The 18,424-nt window shown below is 61.8% G+C and carries 13 protein-coding genes; 11 read left to right on the top strand and 2 right to left on the bottom strand.

Translation table 11 applies throughout. The annotated features are described in order from the left end of the window. Positions 1-55: 55 nt before the first annotated feature. Positions 56-1,057, bottom strand: coding sequence for a TAXI family TRAP transporter solute-binding subunit (locus JJJ17_RS19255; RefSeq protein WP_200689383.1), 1,002 nt, complete (start codon positions 1,055-1,057; stop codon positions 56-58). 289 nt (positions 1,058-1,346) lie between these two features. On the opposite strand from JJJ17_RS19255, the gene JJJ17_RS19250 reads away from it, so the two are divergent. The 3 genes from JJJ17_RS19250 (at position 1,347) to JJJ17_RS19245 (ending at position 4,196) form a co-directional block, all read left to right on the top strand. Continuing rightward, positions 1,347-3,053: a BCCT family transporter gene (locus JJJ17_RS19250; RefSeq protein WP_234464217.1), complete on the top strand. Its 1,707-nt coding sequence runs from the start codon at positions 1,347-1,349 to the stop codon at positions 3,051-3,053. Positions 3,054-3,088: 35 nt separating this feature from the next. Next, complete coding sequence (locus tag JJJ17_RS20600; protein WP_267911170.1) at positions 3,089-3,223, top strand: hypothetical protein; 135 nt, start codon at positions 3,089-3,091, stop codon at positions 3,221-3,223. A 340-nt stretch (positions 3,224-3,563) separates the two neighbouring features. After that, positions 3,564-4,196 carry a tyrosine-type recombinase/integrase gene (locus JJJ17_RS19245; protein ID WP_200689382.1) on the top strand — a complete coding sequence of 211 codons (633 nt, stop codon included), beginning with the start codon at positions 3,564-3,566 and terminating at the stop codon, positions 4,194-4,196. Between the two features lie 239 nt (positions 4,197-4,435). Here the strand turns inward: JJJ17_RS19245 and JJJ17_RS19240 are convergent, their stop codons facing one another. After that, entirely contained in the window at positions 4,436-5,359 is a 924-nt protein-coding gene (locus JJJ17_RS19240; protein WP_101753545.1) for a helix-turn-helix domain-containing protein, read from the bottom strand. 113 nt (positions 5,360-5,472) lie between these two features. Here JJJ17_RS19240 and JJJ17_RS19235 point away from each other — a divergent pair, with 113 nt between their 5' ends. The 8 genes from JJJ17_RS19235 (at position 5,473) to JJJ17_RS19200 (ending at position 18,072) form a co-directional block, all read left to right on the top strand. Next, the gene (locus JJJ17_RS19235; RefSeq protein ID WP_101753546.1) at positions 5,473-6,984 is read left to right on the top strand and encodes a GMC oxidoreductase; all 1,512 of its coding nucleotides are present in this window, start codon (positions 5,473-5,475) and stop codon (positions 6,982-6,984) included. Positions 6,985-6,997: 13 nt separating this feature from the next. Continuing rightward, a complete protein-coding gene (gene aroE, locus JJJ17_RS19230) occupies positions 6,998-7,840 on the top strand; it encodes a shikimate dehydrogenase (RefSeq protein WP_200689380.1) in 843 nt (280 codons plus the stop codon). Between the two features lie 547 nt (positions 7,841-8,387). Beyond that, positions 8,388-10,127 (top strand): sigma-54-dependent Fis family transcriptional regulator, encoded by a 1,740-nt coding sequence (locus JJJ17_RS19225; RefSeq protein WP_200689378.1) that lies wholly within the window; start codon positions 8,388-8,390, stop codon positions 10,125-10,127. Positions 10,128-10,267: 140 nt separating this feature from the next. Further along, positions 10,268-12,067 carry an NAD(P)/FAD-dependent oxidoreductase gene (locus JJJ17_RS19220; protein ID WP_200689377.1) on the top strand — a complete coding sequence of 600 codons (1,800 nt, stop codon included), beginning with the start codon at positions 10,268-10,270 and terminating at the stop codon, positions 12,065-12,067. 62 nt (positions 12,068-12,129) lie between these two features. Continuing rightward, entirely contained in the window at positions 12,130-13,182 is a 1,053-nt protein-coding gene (locus JJJ17_RS19215; protein WP_200689376.1) for a 2,3-butanediol dehydrogenase, read from the top strand. Positions 13,183-13,752: 570 nt separating this feature from the next. After that, complete coding sequence (locus JJJ17_RS20660) at positions 13,753-16,950, top strand: DUF4781 domain-containing protein (RefSeq protein WP_200689374.1); 3,198 nt, start codon at positions 13,753-13,755, stop codon at positions 16,948-16,950. Positions 16,951-17,158: 208 nt separating this feature from the next. Next, positions 17,159-17,401, top strand: a complete 243-nt coding sequence (locus tag JJJ17_RS19205; RefSeq protein ID WP_200689373.1) for a hypothetical protein — start codon at positions 17,159-17,161, stop codon at positions 17,399-17,401. Positions 17,402-17,829: 428 nt separating this feature from the next. Then, on the top strand, positions 17,830-18,072 hold the full coding sequence (locus JJJ17_RS19200; RefSeq protein ID WP_200689371.1) for a type II toxin-antitoxin system prevent-host-death family antitoxin: 243 nt from the start codon (positions 17,830-17,832) through the stop codon (positions 18,070-18,072). Positions 18,073-18,424 lie beyond the last annotated feature (352 nt).

The following is an 18,424-nucleotide window of genomic DNA, read 5'->3' as shown; positions in this document are numbered from 1 at the left end:
CAACGGGATAGGAAACGGCCATTGCTGGCCGCGCCCTCATTCGATGCCGTGAGGTTCAGTCCAGCTTGCCAGCTTCCTGGTAGAATCGTTCGGCACCCGGGTGGAACGGGATACCCGCGCCTTGGGTCGCGCTATCCAGCGTGATGAGTTTGCCCTTTGCATGCCCGGCGGCGAACAGCTTTTGGGTGTTCTCGTTATAGAGTGCCTGAGTAATGCCATAGATCAGCTCATCGGGCTGATCCGCGCTGGTGACGAGCTGCGCCCCGACCGAGATGGTATCCACGTCTTCGTCCTGGCCGTCATAAGTGCCCGCGGGAACTGTGTCAGTGGCGAAGAAGTTGTAGGTTTCGCGCAGCGCATCCACTTCTGCTCCAGAGATCGGCACCAACACGACATCATGCTGGCTCGCCAACTCGGCGATGGCACCTGCCGGATAGCCCCCAACAAAGAAGAAAGCATCCATGGCCCCGTCGCGCATCCGGTCGGCGGCCTGATCGGGCTTCAGATATTCTGCGGTCACGTCATCTTCCGACAGACCGTAAGCTTCAAGAATGATCTTGGCATCGACCAGCGTGCCAGATCCCGGTTCGTCCAGCGAAACACGCTTTCCCGCAAGATCGGCAACCGTCGCGATTCCTGCATCAGAACGCGCGACAAGATGGATGCTTTCAGGGTAGAGATTGGCGATCAGCCGCAGGTTTTCGACAGCCGGTTGATCTTCCCAGAGGCCGGTCCCGGTCTGCGCCCAATAGGCAACGTCAGATTGGCTGAAACCAGCCTCCATTGCGCCGCCCTTGATAGCGTTTACGTTCCCCACTGATCCGTTCGATGCGACGGCGGTCGCGACCAGGCCCGGCACCCCGCAGGAGCCACCGTCATCGCAGGCGCGCGACCCCGGAGGATTAGAGATCGCATTCGCGATCAGCCCGCCGATTGGATAATAGGTCCCTGCTGTGCCTCCGGTTCCGATACGGAAGAACGACATTTCTTGCGCGGACGCAATTTGGCTGACTGAGCCGACGACAGCGGCGATTGCCAGAAGAGCCTTGAATTTCACGGTATTTCTCCCTGTTTTTTTCTTACCGAAACGTTAGACGACTTGGCGGCAATCTCGCAACAGCGTGACTTCGAAAAACTGCGATTATCCAACCTTTATTTTCGCTAGGTTCACATCACCACGCGTCGCCAGCGCAAAATCAGTTTCGCAATTGGCCGCATAGGCGACAGATCCTGTCGCAACCGGATGGTAATTATCAACAGAATGTGAAACCCTGATACCTGAGGCGCGTGATGCGCCAAGTCGATCCTTTCGGCGCCCGATCGATCCGCAAATCAGAAAGGGACGCATGTCACAGCCATCTCAACCCGACCGCAATAACGATGAGCGTCGCGAACGCGACGCGCTGGCCGGAGAGCATATCCCTGATCCCGGCATCGAAGCTTTGCCGCAGCCAGAAGGCCCGACGCAGATCATCGAAACCGATTATGAGATCGGGCAGGACAATATCGAGGGCGTCAAGCCGGTCGCATTCGACATCCACAACCCGGTCTTTATGGTTTCTGCCGTCGCGGTTGTCGTCTTCACCGCCGCAACGCTGCTGTTCCCCGATACGTTGGGGCCATTCTTTGCAAGCATGCGCGATGTGGTGACCAGCAACTTCGACTGGTTCTTCCTGATCGCTGGCAACGTGTTCGTTCTGCTTTGTCTTGGCCTGATCCTGTCGCCATTAGGCTCGATCCGCTTGGGCGGCCCGAAGGCCGCCCCTGATTTCAGCCTGACGGGCTGGTTTGCAATGCTCTTCGCGGCCGGTATGGGGATCGGGCTTATGTTTTATGGCGTCAGCGAACCTTTGGGACATTTCACCGCGGCCTTGGGCGGCCCTGTGGTGGAAAACGGCGTTCGAACTGACTGGGCCCCGCTGGACGGCGCGCCGGGGGACGAGCTTGGCGCGCGCAGGCTGGCGATGGCCGCGACGATCTTTCATTGGGGGCTGCATCCTTGGGCAATTTACGCCGTCGTCGCGCTCGCACTTGCGCTGTTTGCCTATAACAAGGGACTGCCGCTGACCCTACGTTCCGTTTTCTATCCGATTTTCGGGGACAAGGTGTGGGGATGGCCCGGCCATGTGATCGATGTTCTTGCGGTCTTGGCGACACTGTTCGGTCTTGCCACGTCTTTGGGGATCGGTGCCGAACAAGCTGCGGCGGGATTCCATTTCCTGTTCGGGTGGAGCACCGCTGATGCGGCCAAGATCATCCTGATCGTCATCATTACTGCGGTGGCGACCGGGTCGGTCGTGCTGGGCGTCGAGAAAGGCGTCAAGCGCCTGTCAGAGATCAACATGGTCTTGGCGCTTATCTTGCTGCTTTTCGTGATCGCGGTGGGACCAACCTGGCAGATTCTGACCGGATTCTTCGGAAATCTGGGGGCATATGTCGTCGATCTTATCCCGCTTTCGAACCCGTTCGGTCGCGATGACGACAATTTCCGGCAGGGATGGACTGCCTTCTACTGGGCATGGTGGATCAGCTGGTCGCCCTTTGTCGGCATGTTCATTGCGCGCGTCAGCCGTGGCCGCACCGTCAGGCAGTTTTTGATTGCCGTGCTGATCGTGCCTTCGCTGATTTCCGTCCTTTGGATGACCACATTCGGGGGAACGGCGATCTCGATCACGCTTCAGGGTTTCTCCGGCGTGACAGATGCAGCGTTGGAGCTTCAGTTGTTCCAAATGCTGTCTCAGCTTCCCTTGACCGCGATCACCAGTTTCGTCGGGATCATCTTGGTCATCGTGTTCTTCGTAACCTCATCCGATTCCGGCTCGTTGGTCATCGACACCATCGCGGCAGGGGGCAAGGTTCACGCCCCCGTCCCTCAACGGATTTTCTGGTGCAGCTTCGAAGGTCTGGTGGCAATCGCCTTGCTGCTTGGCGGTGGGCTGACCGCGCTGCAAGCAATGGCGGTCTCAACCGGCCTGCCATTCACGCTTGTCCTTCTGGGGGCATGCTGGGCGATCGTCAAAGGACTTTTGGGTGAAAGAAAAGAGCTTAAATAGCCCGGTCTAGTAACAGGACCACGGCGGAGTTCTGAATGGCCGACTTTGAACTGGTGGTAACATTCTGGACTTTGGCGAACTTCGCGGCTTTGCCCTTGCCCAACGGCCTGGTCACGAAGCGTCCTGTGGCCAAAGGTCGTATGAGTGTGGTGTTCTTCTTCACGAAGTAAACTTATCATGCCCTAAATTGAATGTGTATGAGATTGTGCCCGGTATACCGACCGTCACGGCGCGGCATGTTGGCCTTCTTTAATGGCGATCAGCCGCTGAACCTAGCGGCTCCGTGCCGTATCGTGTTGGTCGGCCCGCATCAGCAAGCATTCCCTGCTAAGGTTGCTGCGGCGAGCATGAACGGCTGGTTCATGAAGCTGCGCTGCAGCGCCAGACAGAGCCTGACCGTCCGCAATGGGCTCGGAGCAGACCTTCGCGGTGGGCTGGCTTGATGTGGTATACTGTGTCACCAACATGAGGTTGGTGTCGAGGCTGGGCGAGGAGGTTGGAGGACAGAACATGCCTACTGCCAACTTACCTGCCATCCGCGCTTGCCGCCCTGCCTGGAACAAGGGGCGCCTGATAGGTCAGAAACGCCCACTTTTGCCGAAACATGTCTGGGCCATCCGCGTTCGCCTAGAGATCGCCTGGAACCATCGCGACCTTGCCCTCTTCAACTTGGCCGTCGACAGCAAGCTCCGTGGCTGCGACTTGGTGAAACTAAAGGTCGTCGACGTCTACGCTTCCGGCCAGGTCAAGGAACGTGCATCGATCATTCAAAGCAAGACCCAACGGCCGGTCAGGTTTGAGATCACGGAAGGAACGCGGAAATCGCTGTCGCGCTGGATGGAAGAGCCGTTGATGGTCGGCTCGGAATTTCTCTGGCCGGGCCGTTTCCATGAGCGCCTGCACATCTCGACACGGCAGTACGCTCGTCTCGTTCGGGATTGGGTGTCATCCATCGGCCTGGACCCCACATCCTACGGAACTCACTCCATGCGCCGGACGAAAGTCGCGGAGATCTATCGGAAGACGGGGAACCTGCGCGCCGTTCAGCTTCTTCTGGGACACACCAAGATGGACAGCACGGTCCGGTATCTGGGCGTGGACCTAGAAGACGCGCTTGCCATCTCCGAAAGTGTTGAAATCTAATGGACCGGGCCGCCGTCACTGGCGGCCCGTTGCCGACCTTTGCTTCGCCGACTAACGCCGCAGCGCGGCATCATCAGACCGGACTTTCGCTGCGCCTGCATGGGTTCCGAAACATCGAACTCGCACAACGCGGGACAACGAGGTCATGCAATCGCGCACAAAAGAGAAAAACCTAATCGGGATCACATTGGACATTCCTGCCAATATTGCACGATTTTCGGAAAGGTCGCGCGAGCCTCCTATGTCTGCGGGCTTTGGCGGACGGACCGACCTCGCTTTGGCACAGATTTCAGCTCCTGCCCCCTGATTGCGGTCCGGAACGCCGTTGGCGTCATGTTGCGGGCATTGCGAAAGCGGCGCGCGAAGTCGGCGGCATCGGAGAAACCGCACTCGGTTGCGATCAGGCCCACGGGGCTGTCGGTCTGCATCAGCATTTGGCACGCCCGGCCAAGCCGCAGTTGCAGCACATAGGCGCTGATGGACATGCGGGCGCTGCGCTTGAAGATCCGTTGCAGCTGACTTTCGGTCAGATGCACAAGATCACACAGCGGGGCCAGCCGCACCGGTTCATCGTAATGGGCATGCAAATGGTCCAGCACCTTCTGCATCCGCGCCCGGTCGCGCGGCATCTCGCTGACGGTAACCTCTCCGCTGGCCAGCGGCACTCGGTCAGTAGATCCTGACAAGGTCGCAAGGATGGCTTGGAAGGCAATCACCTGATCCACGCTGTCAATCTGACCCAGTTGCAGGATCCGGTCTCGCAATTGCGCCGACGTTTGTGCGCCGAACCGCAATCCACGCCGGGCCTGCGCAAGCAGCGGCGTGACGGGCGAAAGCTCTGGCACCAGACCGATCAGGCTGGTGATCCAGTCACTGGTGAACCAGCACACAATGGCGCGATGGTCGCCGGCAATCTCGATCAGGTTTTGGGATTGAAACGCGTGCGGCAGATTGGGGGCGATCAGGACAAGATCGCCATCGTTGTAGGGCCCGACATGATCTCCCACAAAGCACAATCCGCGGCTGTTCACCGTGAGGGTCAGCTCGAATTCCGGATGGTAATGCCAGTTGAACGGAAACTCTGGCAGGCGGCGGTCGAAGACATGCAGGGACCGGTCCGGCGGGATGGCAACGGTCTCGAAGTAGGGTGGCGATATGGGCATTACATTCAACTGTAGCGCTGAGATGCGGCAATCATACAAGGATATGCGGCAATAGGGAATGGTGCGCGCGGTGAAGGCTTGGCATCTGTGAAGCGGAAACCGGGGAGGACGTGATGCAAACCATTAGGACGGATGTCGCGATTATCGGGTCGGGGGTGGGTGGATCTGCCGTGGCGCATCAACTCGCAGGCAGCGGCGCAAAAATCCTGATCCTCGAACGCGGCGACGATCTGCCGAATGAGCCGCAGAACAGCGATGCAGAGGCGGTTTTCGTCCAGTCCCGATACAAGACGACGGATGAATGGGTGGACGCGAAGCGGGCACCCTATCGGCCCGGTCAATACTACTATGTCGGCGGGCATACGAAGTTCTACGGCACTGCGATGTTCCGGTTCCGCGAAAGTGATTTCACGCACACGCAGATCGATGGCGCCACATCCCCCGCCTGGCCGGTCAGCTACGCCGATCTTGCGCCATACTACGCCGCAGCCGAACGCCTGTATGGCGTGCGCGGCGCGGCAGGTGTCGATCCGACCGAGCCGCCCCGCGATGCCTTCCCCCACGCCGCGATCCCGCACGAGCCGGTGATTGCCGCGCTGTCGGATCGGTTGCGCGCCCAGGGCCTGCACCCATTTGCGATGCCATCTGCAATCGATTATGGCCCCGATGGCACCTGCCGGCGCTGCGGCACCTGCGATGCCTTTGCCTGCCGGTTCGACGCCAAGGGTGACGCGGATAAGCGCGTGCTCCGCCCACTTTTGGCGCATTCGGACGTGCGGCTGGACCGCAACGCAAAGGTTACGCGACTGATCACCGATGGCGAGGGCAAGCATATCGTCGCCGCTGAGGTGCTCCGGTCCGGAGAGATCCTGCGCGTGGAAGCGCAGGTCTTCGCCCTCTGCGCGGGGGCGATCAATTCCGCTCTGATCCTGCTGCGGTCCGCCTGTGAGGCGGCACCGGACGGAATTGCCAACCGGTCCGACGTCGTGGGCCGATACCTGATGAACCATCACCTGACCGGGCTGATGGGGGTGAAGCCTTTCACTACAAACACCACGAAGTTCCCCAAAACCCTGTCGTTGAATGACTTCTACCACGGTTTGCCAGATGATCCCGATGCGCGCGGCAACATCCAGATGCTCGGCAATATCCAGGGTGCGATGATCCGTGCAACGTATCCCAGAACGCCGCGTGCCGCGGCCGACTGGTTGGGCCGCCATTCCGTCGACGTGCTGGCGATGGGCGAGGATCTGCCCGACCGCGAGAGCCGAGTGCGCCTTCTGGACGGTGACCGGGTGCAGGTCGATTACCGCCCCGGCGGGCGGGCCGCCCATGACCGGTTCGTGCGCCATGTCAGGCATGTGCTGCGCCGGGCAGGGTTCCCGGTCGTTCTGCGTCACAGCTTCGGCATTCAGGCCCCCTCGCACCAATGCGGCACGGTGCGGATGGGCGATGATCCGGCGACATCAGCCCTAAACGCCATGTGCCGCGCGCATGATCATCCGAACCTTTACGTGGTGGACGCGGGGTTCTTTCCCTCATCCGCCGCGCTGAACCCCGCCCTGACCATCGCAGCCCAGGCGCTTCGGGTCGGGGCGCATCTACGCAATGCCCGCGCCATCTGAAAGGACACACCCCATGAACTTCCTGTTGCCCCTGACGGGTTCCTTCGCACAACCCGCAGCCGAGAACCCGACCGTCGCGATGATCGAGGCCGCCTACCGCCATCACGGTCTCGATTGGCGCTACATCAACGTCGAGGTCTCGCCCGACGATCTGGCAGACGCGGTGCGCGGCGCGCGGGCGATGGGCTGGCGCGGCTTCAACTGTTCCATCCCGCACAAGGTCGCCGTGATCGACCACCTCGATGGGTTGGGAAAATCGGCCGAGATCATAGGAGCCGTCAATACCATCGTGCGCGACGGTGACCGGCTGATCGGTGAAAACACCGACGGGCGCGGCTTTGTCGCGGCGCTGAAAACGGTCGTGGATCCGGCGGGCAAATCCGTCGTCCTGTTCGGTGCGGGCGGTGCGGCGCGGGCGGTTGCGGTCGAGATGGCGCTGGCCGGCGCCACGCGGATCACCGTCGTCAACCGCAGCGCGGAGCGGGGGCGAGTGGTCGTCGATCTGCTGAACGGCCGCACGGACACGCAGGCAAGCTACACGTCGTGGGAGGGCACATTCGTCGTGCCGTCCGGCTCGGATATCGTGATTCATGCCACATCCGTCGGTCTGTATCCCGACGTCGACGCAATGCCCGACATCGACACCGACAGCCTGACGCCCGAGATGGTCGTTGCCGACGGCATTCACAACCCGCCCCTGACACGCCTGATTCAGGCCGCCAAGGATCGCGGCTGTAAGACCGTCGACGGGCTCGGGATGCTGGTGCAGCAGGGCGTGATTGGAATGAAATACTGGACCGGTGTGGATGTCGATCCGCACGTCATGCGGCAGGCCCTGCTGGATCTCGAATTGTAGATGGAGAAGCGACTGTCTTGGACAGCGTCGGTCATTCTGATCTGGTTGCTGGCTGCCGGAAATCGACCAGACCAAAGAATATGAGGCGTCACGAGACCCGTCCCGATTTCGCTGTATGACAGGATTTTGCCAGAGTGTTTCATTAGTGGAAATGGGCTCGAAGCGGTCGAGCGGCGTGCAGCCAAATCACTTTGGCGGTATAGCATGGCGCTCGCGGCCCAGAGCTGCCGTTCAGTCTCTGGCCGATCTCTGCGGTGCGGCTTCACCAAACCGGCCAATCGTGGATCGCGCAGCATTTTTCCTGCGCCAAGGCCGGCAGAGCGGACCTTCCTGCCGTTCGGTGCATGCGCAGCCTTCGGCGGGTCGAGCGTGGCAATGCGCAGATATCGGACCTGGCCGAGGCCAGCGCCTAACGAAGCGAATGGCCCAATTCACACGTCTATGAGCTGTCCTTCGCTTTCAGATCGACAGGGCTGATCCCTCATACCAAAATCCTGCATGGGCAAAGGAGCTTTTGATTGTACCATGTAGATCAGGGAGAGGTCTGATGATCGAGCGGTATCACGTAGAGGAAATTGCCCACGTCCTGAATGGTCAGGCCTCTGGTCGGGACAGTTATGTGGATGCGTCTTGGCGCCGGTGCGTCGAGCTGTATGGCATGGACCCCACCCGCAACGAGCCGGCCCATATCGTGACCGACACGGAGCTTCGCACCCATCAGGAGCAGGCCGATTGGATGATCGGGGCGGCGCGGTCGAGCTTGCAGACCCTTTTCCGCCAGGTGGCGGGGCAGAATTACGTTCTGCTGCTGACGGATGCGAAAGGGGTCTGCGTAGACTTCTTCGGCGACAGCCTCTTTGCTGATGAACTTCGCGGAGCTGGGCTCTATCTTGGCTCGAACTGGTCCGAGGATCTTGCCGGAACCTGCGGCGTGGGCGCTTGCATCGTGACCGGCGAGCCGGTCACGATCCATCAGGACGATCATTTCGGCAATGCCCATACCGCGCTCTCGTGTACCTCTGCTCCGATCTACGACAGCCTCGGTCAATTGGCCGCTGTGCTCGACATCTCGTTACTGCGCTCGCCGTCCCCGAAAAGCAGCCAGAACCTTGCGATGTCTCTGGTGACAGCGGCGGCGCGGCGGGTCGAGATGGCCAACCTGATGGCGGCGAGCCGTCGCGAATGGGTTTTGAGGTTCTCCTCCAGCCCGGAGTTCCTTGATGTGGACCCGGAGTGCGCGGTTGCCTTGGATGGCTCGGGCCGGGTGATCGGAGCCACCCATGCAGCGATACGGATGCTCTCGCGTGGGAGGCCGTTGATCGGAGAGAGGATTGACGGTCTGCTCGGGATCAGCGTCGACGACCTTCCCAACCTGATGCGTGATCGCCCGACCGAAGAGCGTGTCGTGGCGCTTGGCGATGGCGGTGCGGTCTTCGGTCATGCGATCGCGCCGCAGGCCCCGCGTCGGCCACCGGGGGCGAGGGTCTCGCGCACCTCCGGTGGCGTCCTGACCGGGCTTGCGGGCAGTGATCCCAGCATGGACCGCCTCTTGTCCCGCGTCGAACGGCTCGCGCCGACGGAGGTTCCGCTGCTGCTTTGCGGAGAGAGCGGCAGCGGCAAGACAAAGCTCGCCCGCGCCGTTCACATGGCCTCCAGGCGGGGCGGCTTCGTTACACTGGACTGCGCCGGGATGCCGGCCGATGAGATGGCCTCGGTGATCGAGGCGCAGCCCCGACCTGCGACGCTGCTGCTTCGGCGAATCGAGGACCTTTCTGAGACAGCCGCCCTTGCGTTGCCCGGTCTTCTGGATGCGCATTCCGACCTACGACCGATCGCAACCAGCGGCCTCTCGCCAAGTGCCCTTCTGTCGCACGAGATGCTGTCCTGCGCGCTCTATCACCGGCTCGCCGGGGCGGTCTTCGAGCTGCCGCCGTTGCGCGAGCGGCAGGATCTTGGCTGGCTCATCGAGCGGCTGTTGCGGCGGCGGTCCGGCGGCGAGATGCGTCTCACGCCCTCGGCCCGCGCGGAACTGATGGCCCGCGATTGGCCGGGCAACCTGCGCGAGCTGGGCAATGTGCTCGACGTGGCCTGTGTCCTGGCCGAAGGCGACGTGATCGATCTGCCGGATCTGCCCGAGCCTCCCCGTGCCAGCAATCAGGAGCAGAGCCTTGAGACCGTGCTTGACGCTTGCAACTGGAACATGGCCCGCGCCGCGAGGCGGTTGGGGGTCAACCGCTCGACGGTGCTTCGCCGTATCCGCAAGCAAGGGTTGCGCGCGCCGAGCTGACGCGTTGCGCTGCGTTGCGTTTGCAACATGCTGCGGTGCTGCAATCTCAGGGACAGCCAAAACTGTCGGATTCACGTGGCCGAAGGGCGGGCGCGCTCGCCACACTCTCCTCATCACATTGCCTATGAGGAGGATATGCAATGCTCGACTCGACCATCACAAGCCAGGTGCAAGGCACGCTGGACCGTCTGAACGCCGCCCTGGAGGAGGGCGACGCACAGGCCGCCAGCGCCCTGTTTGCCACCGACAGCTACTGGCGTGACCTGGTTGCCGTGACCTGGAACCTCAAGACCGTGGAAGGGCCCGCAGGTGTGCAGGACATGCTTGCGGCGCAGCTCAGACACACGGCGCCCGGCAGCTTTGCAATCCAGCAGGGCGAGCTTCCTGCAGAGGACGGCGGCGTCATCACCGCCTGGGTCACGTTCGAGACCGCCGTTGGAAGGGGCTGGGGCCTGATGCGCATGAAAGATGGCCGTATCTGGACGCTGCTCACCGCGCTGCAGGAGCTGAAGGGCTTTGAGGAAAGCCGGGGCAAACGCCGCCCGATGGGGGCCGAGCACGGCGCCTCCAAGAACCGCAGGTCATGGACCGAAAAGCGCGAGGCGGAGGCAGCAGAGCTCGGCTACACCGAGCAGCCCTATACCGTGATCATCGGCGGCGGTCAGGGTGGCATCGCGCTTGGCGCACGGCTGCGGCAGCTTGGCGTTCCGACCATCGTGCTCGACAAGCACGACCGTCCCGGCGATCAGTGGCGGTCGAGGTACAAGTCGCTCTGCCTGCACGATCCGATCTGGTACGACCACCTGCCCTACATCAAGTTCCCGGACAACTGGCCGGTCTTCACGCCCAAGGACAAGGTGGGCGATTGGCTCGAGATGTACACCAAGGTCATGGAGATCAATTACTGGACCCGCTCCGAGGTGCAAAAGGCCAGCTACGACGAAGCCAGCGGCACATGGGAGGTCAAGGTCAACCGAGACGGCGAGGAGGTGACTCTGCGGCCGACCCAGCTGGTGCTTGCGACGGGCATGTCGGGCAAGGCGAACATGCCGACCTTTCCGGGAATGGAGAGCTTCGAGGGCACCATCCAGCATTCCTCGCAGCATTCCGGCCCGGATGAATGGACCGGCAAGAAGGTGGTGGTGGTCGGCTCCAACAACTCCGCTCACGACATCTGCGCCGCGCTCTGGGAGGCGGACGCGGAGGTGACGATGGTGCAGCGGTCTTCCACCCATATCGTGAAATCCGACAGTCTCATGGAGATCGGCCTTGGCGCGCTCTACTCCGAGGAGGCCGTGGCCAGCGGCATGACGACCGAGAAGGCCGACATGGTTTTCGCCTCGTTGCCCTACCGGATCATGCACGAGTTCCAGATCCCGCTCTACGACCAGATGAAGGAGCGCGATGCCGAGTTCTATGCCGGGCTCGAGAAGGCCGGTTTCGATCTCGACTGGGGCGATGACGGTTCGGGCCTCTTCATGAAGTACCTGCGCCGCGGGTCCGGCTACTACATCGACGTGGGTGCCAGTCAGCTGATCATCGACGGCGAGGTGAAGCTGGTGAAAGGACAGGTGGAGCGCTTCGACGAAACCGGCGTGGTGCTGTCGGACGGCACGCATCTCGATGCCGATCTGGTGGTGATGGCGACGGGCTACGGCAGCATGAACGGCTGGGCTGCCGATCTCATCAGCCCGGAGGTGGCCGACAAGGTCGGCAAGGTCTGGGGACTTGGCTCCGACACCACCAAGGATCCCGGCCCCTGGGAGGGCGAACAGCGCAACATGTGGAAGCCGACCCAGCAGGAGAACCTCTGGTTCCACGGCGGCAACCTGCACCAGTCGCGCCACTACTCGCTGTACCTGGCGCTTCAGTTGAAGGCCCGGATGGAAGGCATCGACACCCCTGTCTACGGCCTTCAGCAGGTGCATCACCTGTCGTGATGCACCACGCGCCCGGCCTCTCCTCCCGCCGGGCGTACCCTTTCTGACATCGGAGAAAAGACATGAAAGCAGCACGTTGGCATGGCGTGAAGGACATCCGCGTCGAGGACATCCCGGCGCCGAAACCCGGCCCGGGAGACGTTGGGATCAAGGTGGCGTGGACCGGGATCTGCGGCAGCGATCTGCACGAATACCTGGCGGGGCCGATCTTCGTGCCCGTGGACGAAGACCACCCCCTGAGCCACGACAAGGCGCCGATCACCATGGGACATGAGTATTGCGGCACGGTCACCGAGCTGGGCGACGGCGTCACCGACCTCGCGATCGGCGACCGCGTCGCGATCGAGCCGATCTTTGCCTGCGGGACCTGTCCGGCCTGCCTGGAGGGCAAGTACAACCTCTGCGACAGCCTCGGCTTCGTCGGCCTGTCCGGCGGCCATGGCGGTTTCGCCGCGCACAGCGTCGTGCCCGCGCGCATGGTCCACAAGATGCCCGATGACCTGTCGATGGAACAGGGCGCCCTGGTCGAGCCGGCTGCCGTTGCCCTCCACGCCGTCCGGCTGTCCAGGATCAAGGCGGGTGACAAGGCGGCCGTCTTCGGTGCCGGGCCAATCGGCCTTTTGGTGGTCGAAGCGCTGCGTGTCGCGGGTGCGTCGGAAATCCATGTGGTCGAGCCATCCGAGGTGCGTCGCCAGAAGGCGCTCGATCTGGGCGCGACCTCGGTCATCGACCCGACGGAGAGCGACGCGGTCGACACCATCCGTGCCGCCACCGGAGGGGTGAACGTCGCCTTCGAGGTGACGGGGGTCCCACAGGTGCTGCCTCAGTGCATCGACGCCACCCGCCACGAAGGACAGGTCCTGATTGTGTCGATCTGGGAGAAGGAGGCATCCTTCCAACCCAACACGGCCGTTCTCAAGGAACGCCAGCTGCAGGGGACCATCGCCTATCGCAATGTCTACCCCGCGGTCATGGCGCTCATGACACAAGGTTACTTCAGCGCAGACCAGCTCGTCACCAAGCGCATCGCGCTTGACGACATCGTGGCGGAGGGCTTCGAAGCCCTGGTCTCAGAGAAGTCCCACGTCAAGATCCTAGTCGAGGCGCCTGACTGATGGATTGAAAGGCATACCGTCCGGCCACCTGATCGACCAACGGTGGCCGGTGTATACTAGCTGTGCGGAGCGGGCTTACAGGCACTCTTCAGAAGACAAAGTGACGTGTGCGCCAGTCGTCTTTCCCAGGCTAAAGCAGACCCAAGAGCGACTTCCTGCCGAGTGGAGTGGGGGTCTGTGGCAAAACTTTGCCAGCGCTGGATCGGAGCGTCGAACGTCCGAACGTTTTTCATAGAACTGACCTAATGCCAGTTAACTATTAAAGTGTGATAGCCGCGATTTTCTGCCGTTTATACGACTTGGAGTATCTCCATGGGCATTGAACCCGTTCCCCGGCCCTTTCCCAAGCGTCCCGAGCCGCCCGCGCAGAGGCCCCATCGGACTGCTGAACCGACCGCCCGGCAGATCCACGCTCCGTCACCTCAACCTTCATCTGCCCACGCGCCCCAGCAACCAACGCCGGCACCTAGTCCGCAGCAGCCTGCACAAACCGGTCCCGATCCCGAGGCCGCGGCAGTCCAGATAACACCTGGGATCAGCCCAGAGCGGCAAGCTGAGATCGACCGTTTCGTGGACGAACACGCTAATGAGACGCGTCGAAACGACGGATTTTTTGGTCTAGGTGCCCACGACGAGCAGAAAGGAGGTGACAATATAACCGCCGCCCTGACGAGCGAAGGTGACCTTGGTCCGCTGACTCCGCAGGAACGCAACTACCTGGCACAGCAAGCCTTTGCTGCATGGAGTGAGACGGACAACGTCGACGCTTGGAACGATGCTCAGGCAGCTTTAGCGCCAAACCCTGACAACGGGATCGAGGGCCATCCACAGGTGGTAAGCGCGCTCAACACAGCCGCGGCGAATGCGGTTGGCGCAAGCGAGGCCGCATCGGTGGCGCGGGGCGAGACCGACGCCGATTACGACCGCAGCGCACTGGACGCCGCCGTGATCCGCGATGCAGCACAGACCAATCCTGTCGCCGTAATTGAAGCCTTCGAGGGCGCGGAGACGCGCCTCGGCGTCATTGCGGCCACGTGGGAGAGCAGCGAACAGGCCCCGCTTCTAGCTGCAGTCGCCGATGGCCGAGTCGATCTTGCTATGGCGAAGCCGATGGTCGAGGCGATGCTGGTGCAGTCCTTTGACGATTCCGGAATGCGCGACAGCGAATGGTATCGGCAGATGGGCCGCGCACTCGGCGCGGTCTACAACCCCGGTGACACACCTTTCGACGTTCTTACGCGCGATGCCGCCATCGAGCGCATGGAATACATCCTGCAAGGCGGGTCGCACATGGCCTACACGGTCCTGGGCGATCAACAGCCGCCGGAACTGCGGCTGGCTTTGGCGCAGCAGATGGCCACCGATCCCGCGTTCACTGTCGACTCCACCGCCGATGGGCTGGAAAGCCCAGTTGTGGCAGAGTGGCTGGGTGAGACAGCGACCGCTGCTTACCGCTCGCGCGGAACCGGGACCGAACAGCTTGCCGGAGAGGCGCTGCGCAACGCCATCGGTCAGTCAATGGGTGTCCAGCCGGACAACCTGCCGCCTGAAGGCGATGACAGCTGGATGGACCAAGGGGTCAACTACCAGTTCTACGGCGCCGACAACGAGCAGATCAACAATGTTGTCGAAGCGCTGACCGCCGCGAATGGCGGGCGCGAGCCAGTTGACATGCAAATCGTGCCGGTCACCGTGACCAAGCAGGGCGAGGGGGCGATGACAGTCCCAGTCTTCCGGATTGAGACTGAGGACGGGACGCGAATCGTCGATCACGAAGGCAATCAGTATGACAGTGTTGCCGACTGGGAGCAGACCAACGAGCTGCCGGAAGGCGAGATGGCCTATGTTGAGAGCCTGAACCTGGTGAATGACAGTATCGTCACCGGCAACACCCCCGATGTCGCCGATACGACTTGGGAGCATGTGCGGAATGTCGGTAACGGCATCGCCATGGCCGCGGGCATCGCAGCGCTCGGCGTGCTTGTGGTGGGAACGGGAGGTACCGCGGGCGCGATCCTGCTGGCCGGGGGTGTCGGTGCTGCGGGCTGGCAGGCCACGCAGGTCGGCATCGACATCGCCGATCGCGCCGACAAGGGCCATGATCTGACCGATCTGAGCGATCCCGAAACGCGCGGACAGTGGCTGGAACTCGTCGCCAGTGGAGCAAGTGCGGTCGGCGGGGCCGGGGCGCTGTTCGGTGCCGGTCGCATGGGCGCCGTCGCCGCACGTGGCTTTGCCGCCGCGAACGTTACCGGAACGGCGGCCGATACCGCCGTCGTCGGTCACCAGTTCGGCCAGTTGGTGACCAACTGGGACCAGATGTCGACCGGCGACCGGGCGAGCGCAATGCTAAACCTCGCCTTTTGGGGTGGCGTCACCACCGCCAGCGCTAGGGTCGGCGGCGGCAAGTTCAGTGATGCCTATAACTTCAACGCCACGGCAAATCAGCTGCAGTTCGGCACACCGTATGCGGTGCAGCAGAATGCCGACATGGGTAGTGAGGTGCGGGTCAGGCACGAGGCAACCGCCACTGGTGGACGCCGCTATTGGCTCGAGGCTGGTCCCAATGCCACCCGCGAGGAGATCGCCTTCCATTCCGGTATCGCCGCCGAGATGGAGCGGACGACCAACCTGTCCGCTCGGCTGCAGGGGCTGCTTCAGGGCACCGGCGACGCACCCCGGCCGGGTACGGCAGCTTGGGAAGCCCAGTTCGAACTGCAGAAGATCGACACAGAACTGGGCCAGCTGGCCGAGCGGGCGGCCGGAACGAACCTCACCGCCGCTGAGATGGGTGCCATCAACGCCCGGCGCGAGGAGTTGGGTCAGGCGCTAGATTTTCAGCAGAACCGCATGGCCAATGCCGAGGCCGACCCAAACGGCTGGGTTGCGCGGCTTTCGACTGGCAACCAACTGGCCGAGCGGGCCGGGCTCGACCTTGCCACCATTATCGCGGATTACAACAGCAGTCGGCCGGAAACCGAGCATTTGAACTCCGCCGATTACCAGATCGTCCGGGCGCCGGGCAGCGAGGCGCGGATCAATCAGCTGCTGAGCCGGGATGGGCCACTGACGCCAGCTGACCTCAAAGATCTTCTGGAAATCCGGCGGGTTGATTCTGGCGCGAACACACCGGGGCTGGTGGTGCAGATCGGCGCTGAGGGCGCGACGGTCTCGCTTCACCACAAGCCGCCGCGTGGCAACCATAGCGTCGGCGACCTGTCGTCCTCCGCGCAGCAAGGCTACGATAATTCGACCGGGACCACCAACCGCGACCGGGCGTTCGACGCCGTCGAGGCGATGCGCACCGGGGCCAGCCCGCCGATCTCGAACGCCGGCGGCACGAACAACGGGACTGCGGGCGTGGTCATCGGGCCAGACGGCCAAGTCTATTCTGGCGTCAATTCGCACAACTATAGCGAAGGCGAAGGCACGGCACTGCAACGCAGCTGGGCCGATCAGCTCGGTTATAGTACCCATCCGTCCGAGCGCCTCGATCGTTCAACGATGTTCCACGCCGAGGCTAATGCGTTGATGAACATGCATGCCGAGGTCACAAGAGACCCGGTCACGGGCCTGCCTGGCGCACCAGGGACCAAGCTGCCGGATGGCTACAGCGAGGTGACGATCTACGTGGATCGTGAACCTTGCTTTAATTGCAAGAGCGAGCTTGGACGTCTCGCACAGGAGATGGGCATTGAAACGCTGACCATCGAGACGGCGGATGGGAATGTCTACACGTTTGAAGGTGGACAGCTGGTGGGGGTTTGAAATGATGTATGAGCTTACTACAGCAGAGCTATGGCCCCGCCAATCACCGCTTGGCGTCTATGAGGCTGTCCGCCAAGCGCTTCTCACCACCGACTTGGGAATCTGGAGAAAGCTTTCGGTTTTGCTCATCCGCCCGAAAGCACCGCCGCCAGAAATTCCGGATCTGAGATTGGGCATAATTTGGGCCGACCCCTACGGCTTCTCGATAATGTGGTTCCGTAAAGGTGGCGAGGCGATCCGGGATCAGAGAGAAATGGTATCGGTCGGCGACGCCTCGCGGCTGGACGAGTTCATTGATCACCCGGTCGAGGACGCGGTCTGTGTTGGGTCCTGCGTGTCGGGCGAGATTGCGGCTCGCGTGCTTGAGGACTTCGCCCGCAACCCGACGGTGCTCTCGGGCGCCGTGCAGTGGCGTCCGTCTTCTACGCTGAACTATCCGCTGGAGGGCTGACGCTACGCTCGGCGGATGGTGTTCTGACTGCCCTTGAGCGGCCGTGCCAGCTCAGCAATGCTGCGCACCTCCTGGTCACGCAAGCGGAGTTTTCTGTAGCAAGTGGCGATGCTGCTGAAGGGATGGATTGGCGTCCACCGCAGCTATGACAACGCGTCGGCGGAAACGATCTGACCTACTCCCCAACTTATGGACAAATTTCCGGCTGATTTAAGCTACTGCCTGGGCCTGCTATCAGTTTCGATGCTGCTGAAGTAGACCACGCCGGGCGGCAGCTTCGAGGAAGGCCAATACGCAACATGCGGTGTTATCGCCCGGTTTCAGATCAAAACTCGTGCGTCGGATGAGGATCAAATGCTAAACAGGCAGTCATGCAGAATATTAAGAATTTCTGTATATTCTTGTTATTCTAACAGACGGAGGGCCCGATGCGAGAGTTCGAAGCAGCAGACCTAACCCGGACGGCAGGCGATCTATTCGAGGCCGCGACCGTCGCTCCGGTCGCCATAACCGGGCATCGCAAGCTTCGCTATGTTGTCATGTCGATGGAACGCTACGAGGCGCTCACGGGAAGAGCCTATCATCAGATTGCTGTTGATGTGGCCGAGATGTCGGAAGAGCTTGGCAAAATCTTGGATAAGGGCCTAGAGGATCATTTCCGTGACCGTTGATATCCCGAAGGCTGGCCAAGTCATGGAATACCACTATCTCTGACGGTGGCAGGCTGATTAGAAGGCGGCTCCATAACTTGTTTGTCCAGCACGCAGGGCAGCCCTTGCGCGGCGGTGGATCTGCCAAGCCCGTGTATGTCTGACAGCTTTGACGCGAAGGCGAGAAGTATGGAGACCTCATCTATCGCAGTGGTTCCCGCCATCGCAGTTGCAATGGGTTCGGCGAGTTGTGCGGAAAGCCGACCGACAGCGGGGCGGCGTGGCAGCAGCAATCCGCCGGAGCAGCCGGTCGTAGCCGGGCGTTGGAGTCGCTTTTTGCTACCACCCTTCCGCATCAGCCTGAAAGCGCTAC

It is taken from the genome of Paracoccus caeni (assembly GCF_016629665.1).
Taxonomy (GTDB): domain Bacteria; phylum Pseudomonadota; class Alphaproteobacteria; order Rhodobacterales; family Rhodobacteraceae; genus Paracoccus; species Paracoccus caeni.
Note: the sequence above shows the minus strand (reverse complement) of the source record. Positions and strands in the feature narration are given on the sequence as shown.

Coding starts and splice junctions, on each gene's coding strand:
- JJJ17_RS19250 (WP_234464217.1), top strand. CDS start 1,347: ATGTCACAGCCATCTCAACCCGACCGCAATAACGATGAGCGTCGCGAA.
- JJJ17_RS20600 (WP_267911170.1), top strand. CDS start 3,089: ATGGCCGACTTTGAACTGGTGGTAACATTCTGGACTTTGGCGAACTTC.
- JJJ17_RS19245 (WP_200689382.1), top strand. CDS start 3,564: ATGCCTACTGCCAACTTACCTGCCATCCGCGCTTGCCGCCCTGCCTGG.
- JJJ17_RS19240 (WP_101753545.1), bottom strand. CDS start 5,359: ATGCCCATATCGCCACCCTACTTCGAGACCGTTGCCATCCCGCCGGAC.
- JJJ17_RS19235 (WP_101753546.1), top strand. CDS start 5,473: ATGCAAACCATTAGGACGGATGTCGCGATTATCGGGTCGGGGGTGGGT.
- aroE (WP_200689380.1), top strand. CDS start 6,998: ATGAACTTCCTGTTGCCCCTGACGGGTTCCTTCGCACAACCCGCAGCC.
- JJJ17_RS19225 (WP_200689378.1), top strand. CDS start 8,388: ATGATCGAGCGGTATCACGTAGAGGAAATTGCCCACGTCCTGAATGGT.
- JJJ17_RS19220 (WP_200689377.1), top strand. CDS start 10,268: ATGCTCGACTCGACCATCACAAGCCAGGTGCAAGGCACGCTGGACCGT.
- JJJ17_RS19215 (WP_200689376.1), top strand. CDS start 12,130: ATGAAAGCAGCACGTTGGCATGGCGTGAAGGACATCCGCGTCGAGGAC.
- JJJ17_RS19205 (WP_200689373.1), top strand. CDS start 17,159: ATGTGGTTCCGTAAAGGTGGCGAGGCGATCCGGGATCAGAGAGAAATG.
- JJJ17_RS19200 (WP_200689371.1), top strand. CDS start 17,830: ATGCGAGAGTTCGAAGCAGCAGACCTAACCCGGACGGCAGGCGATCTA.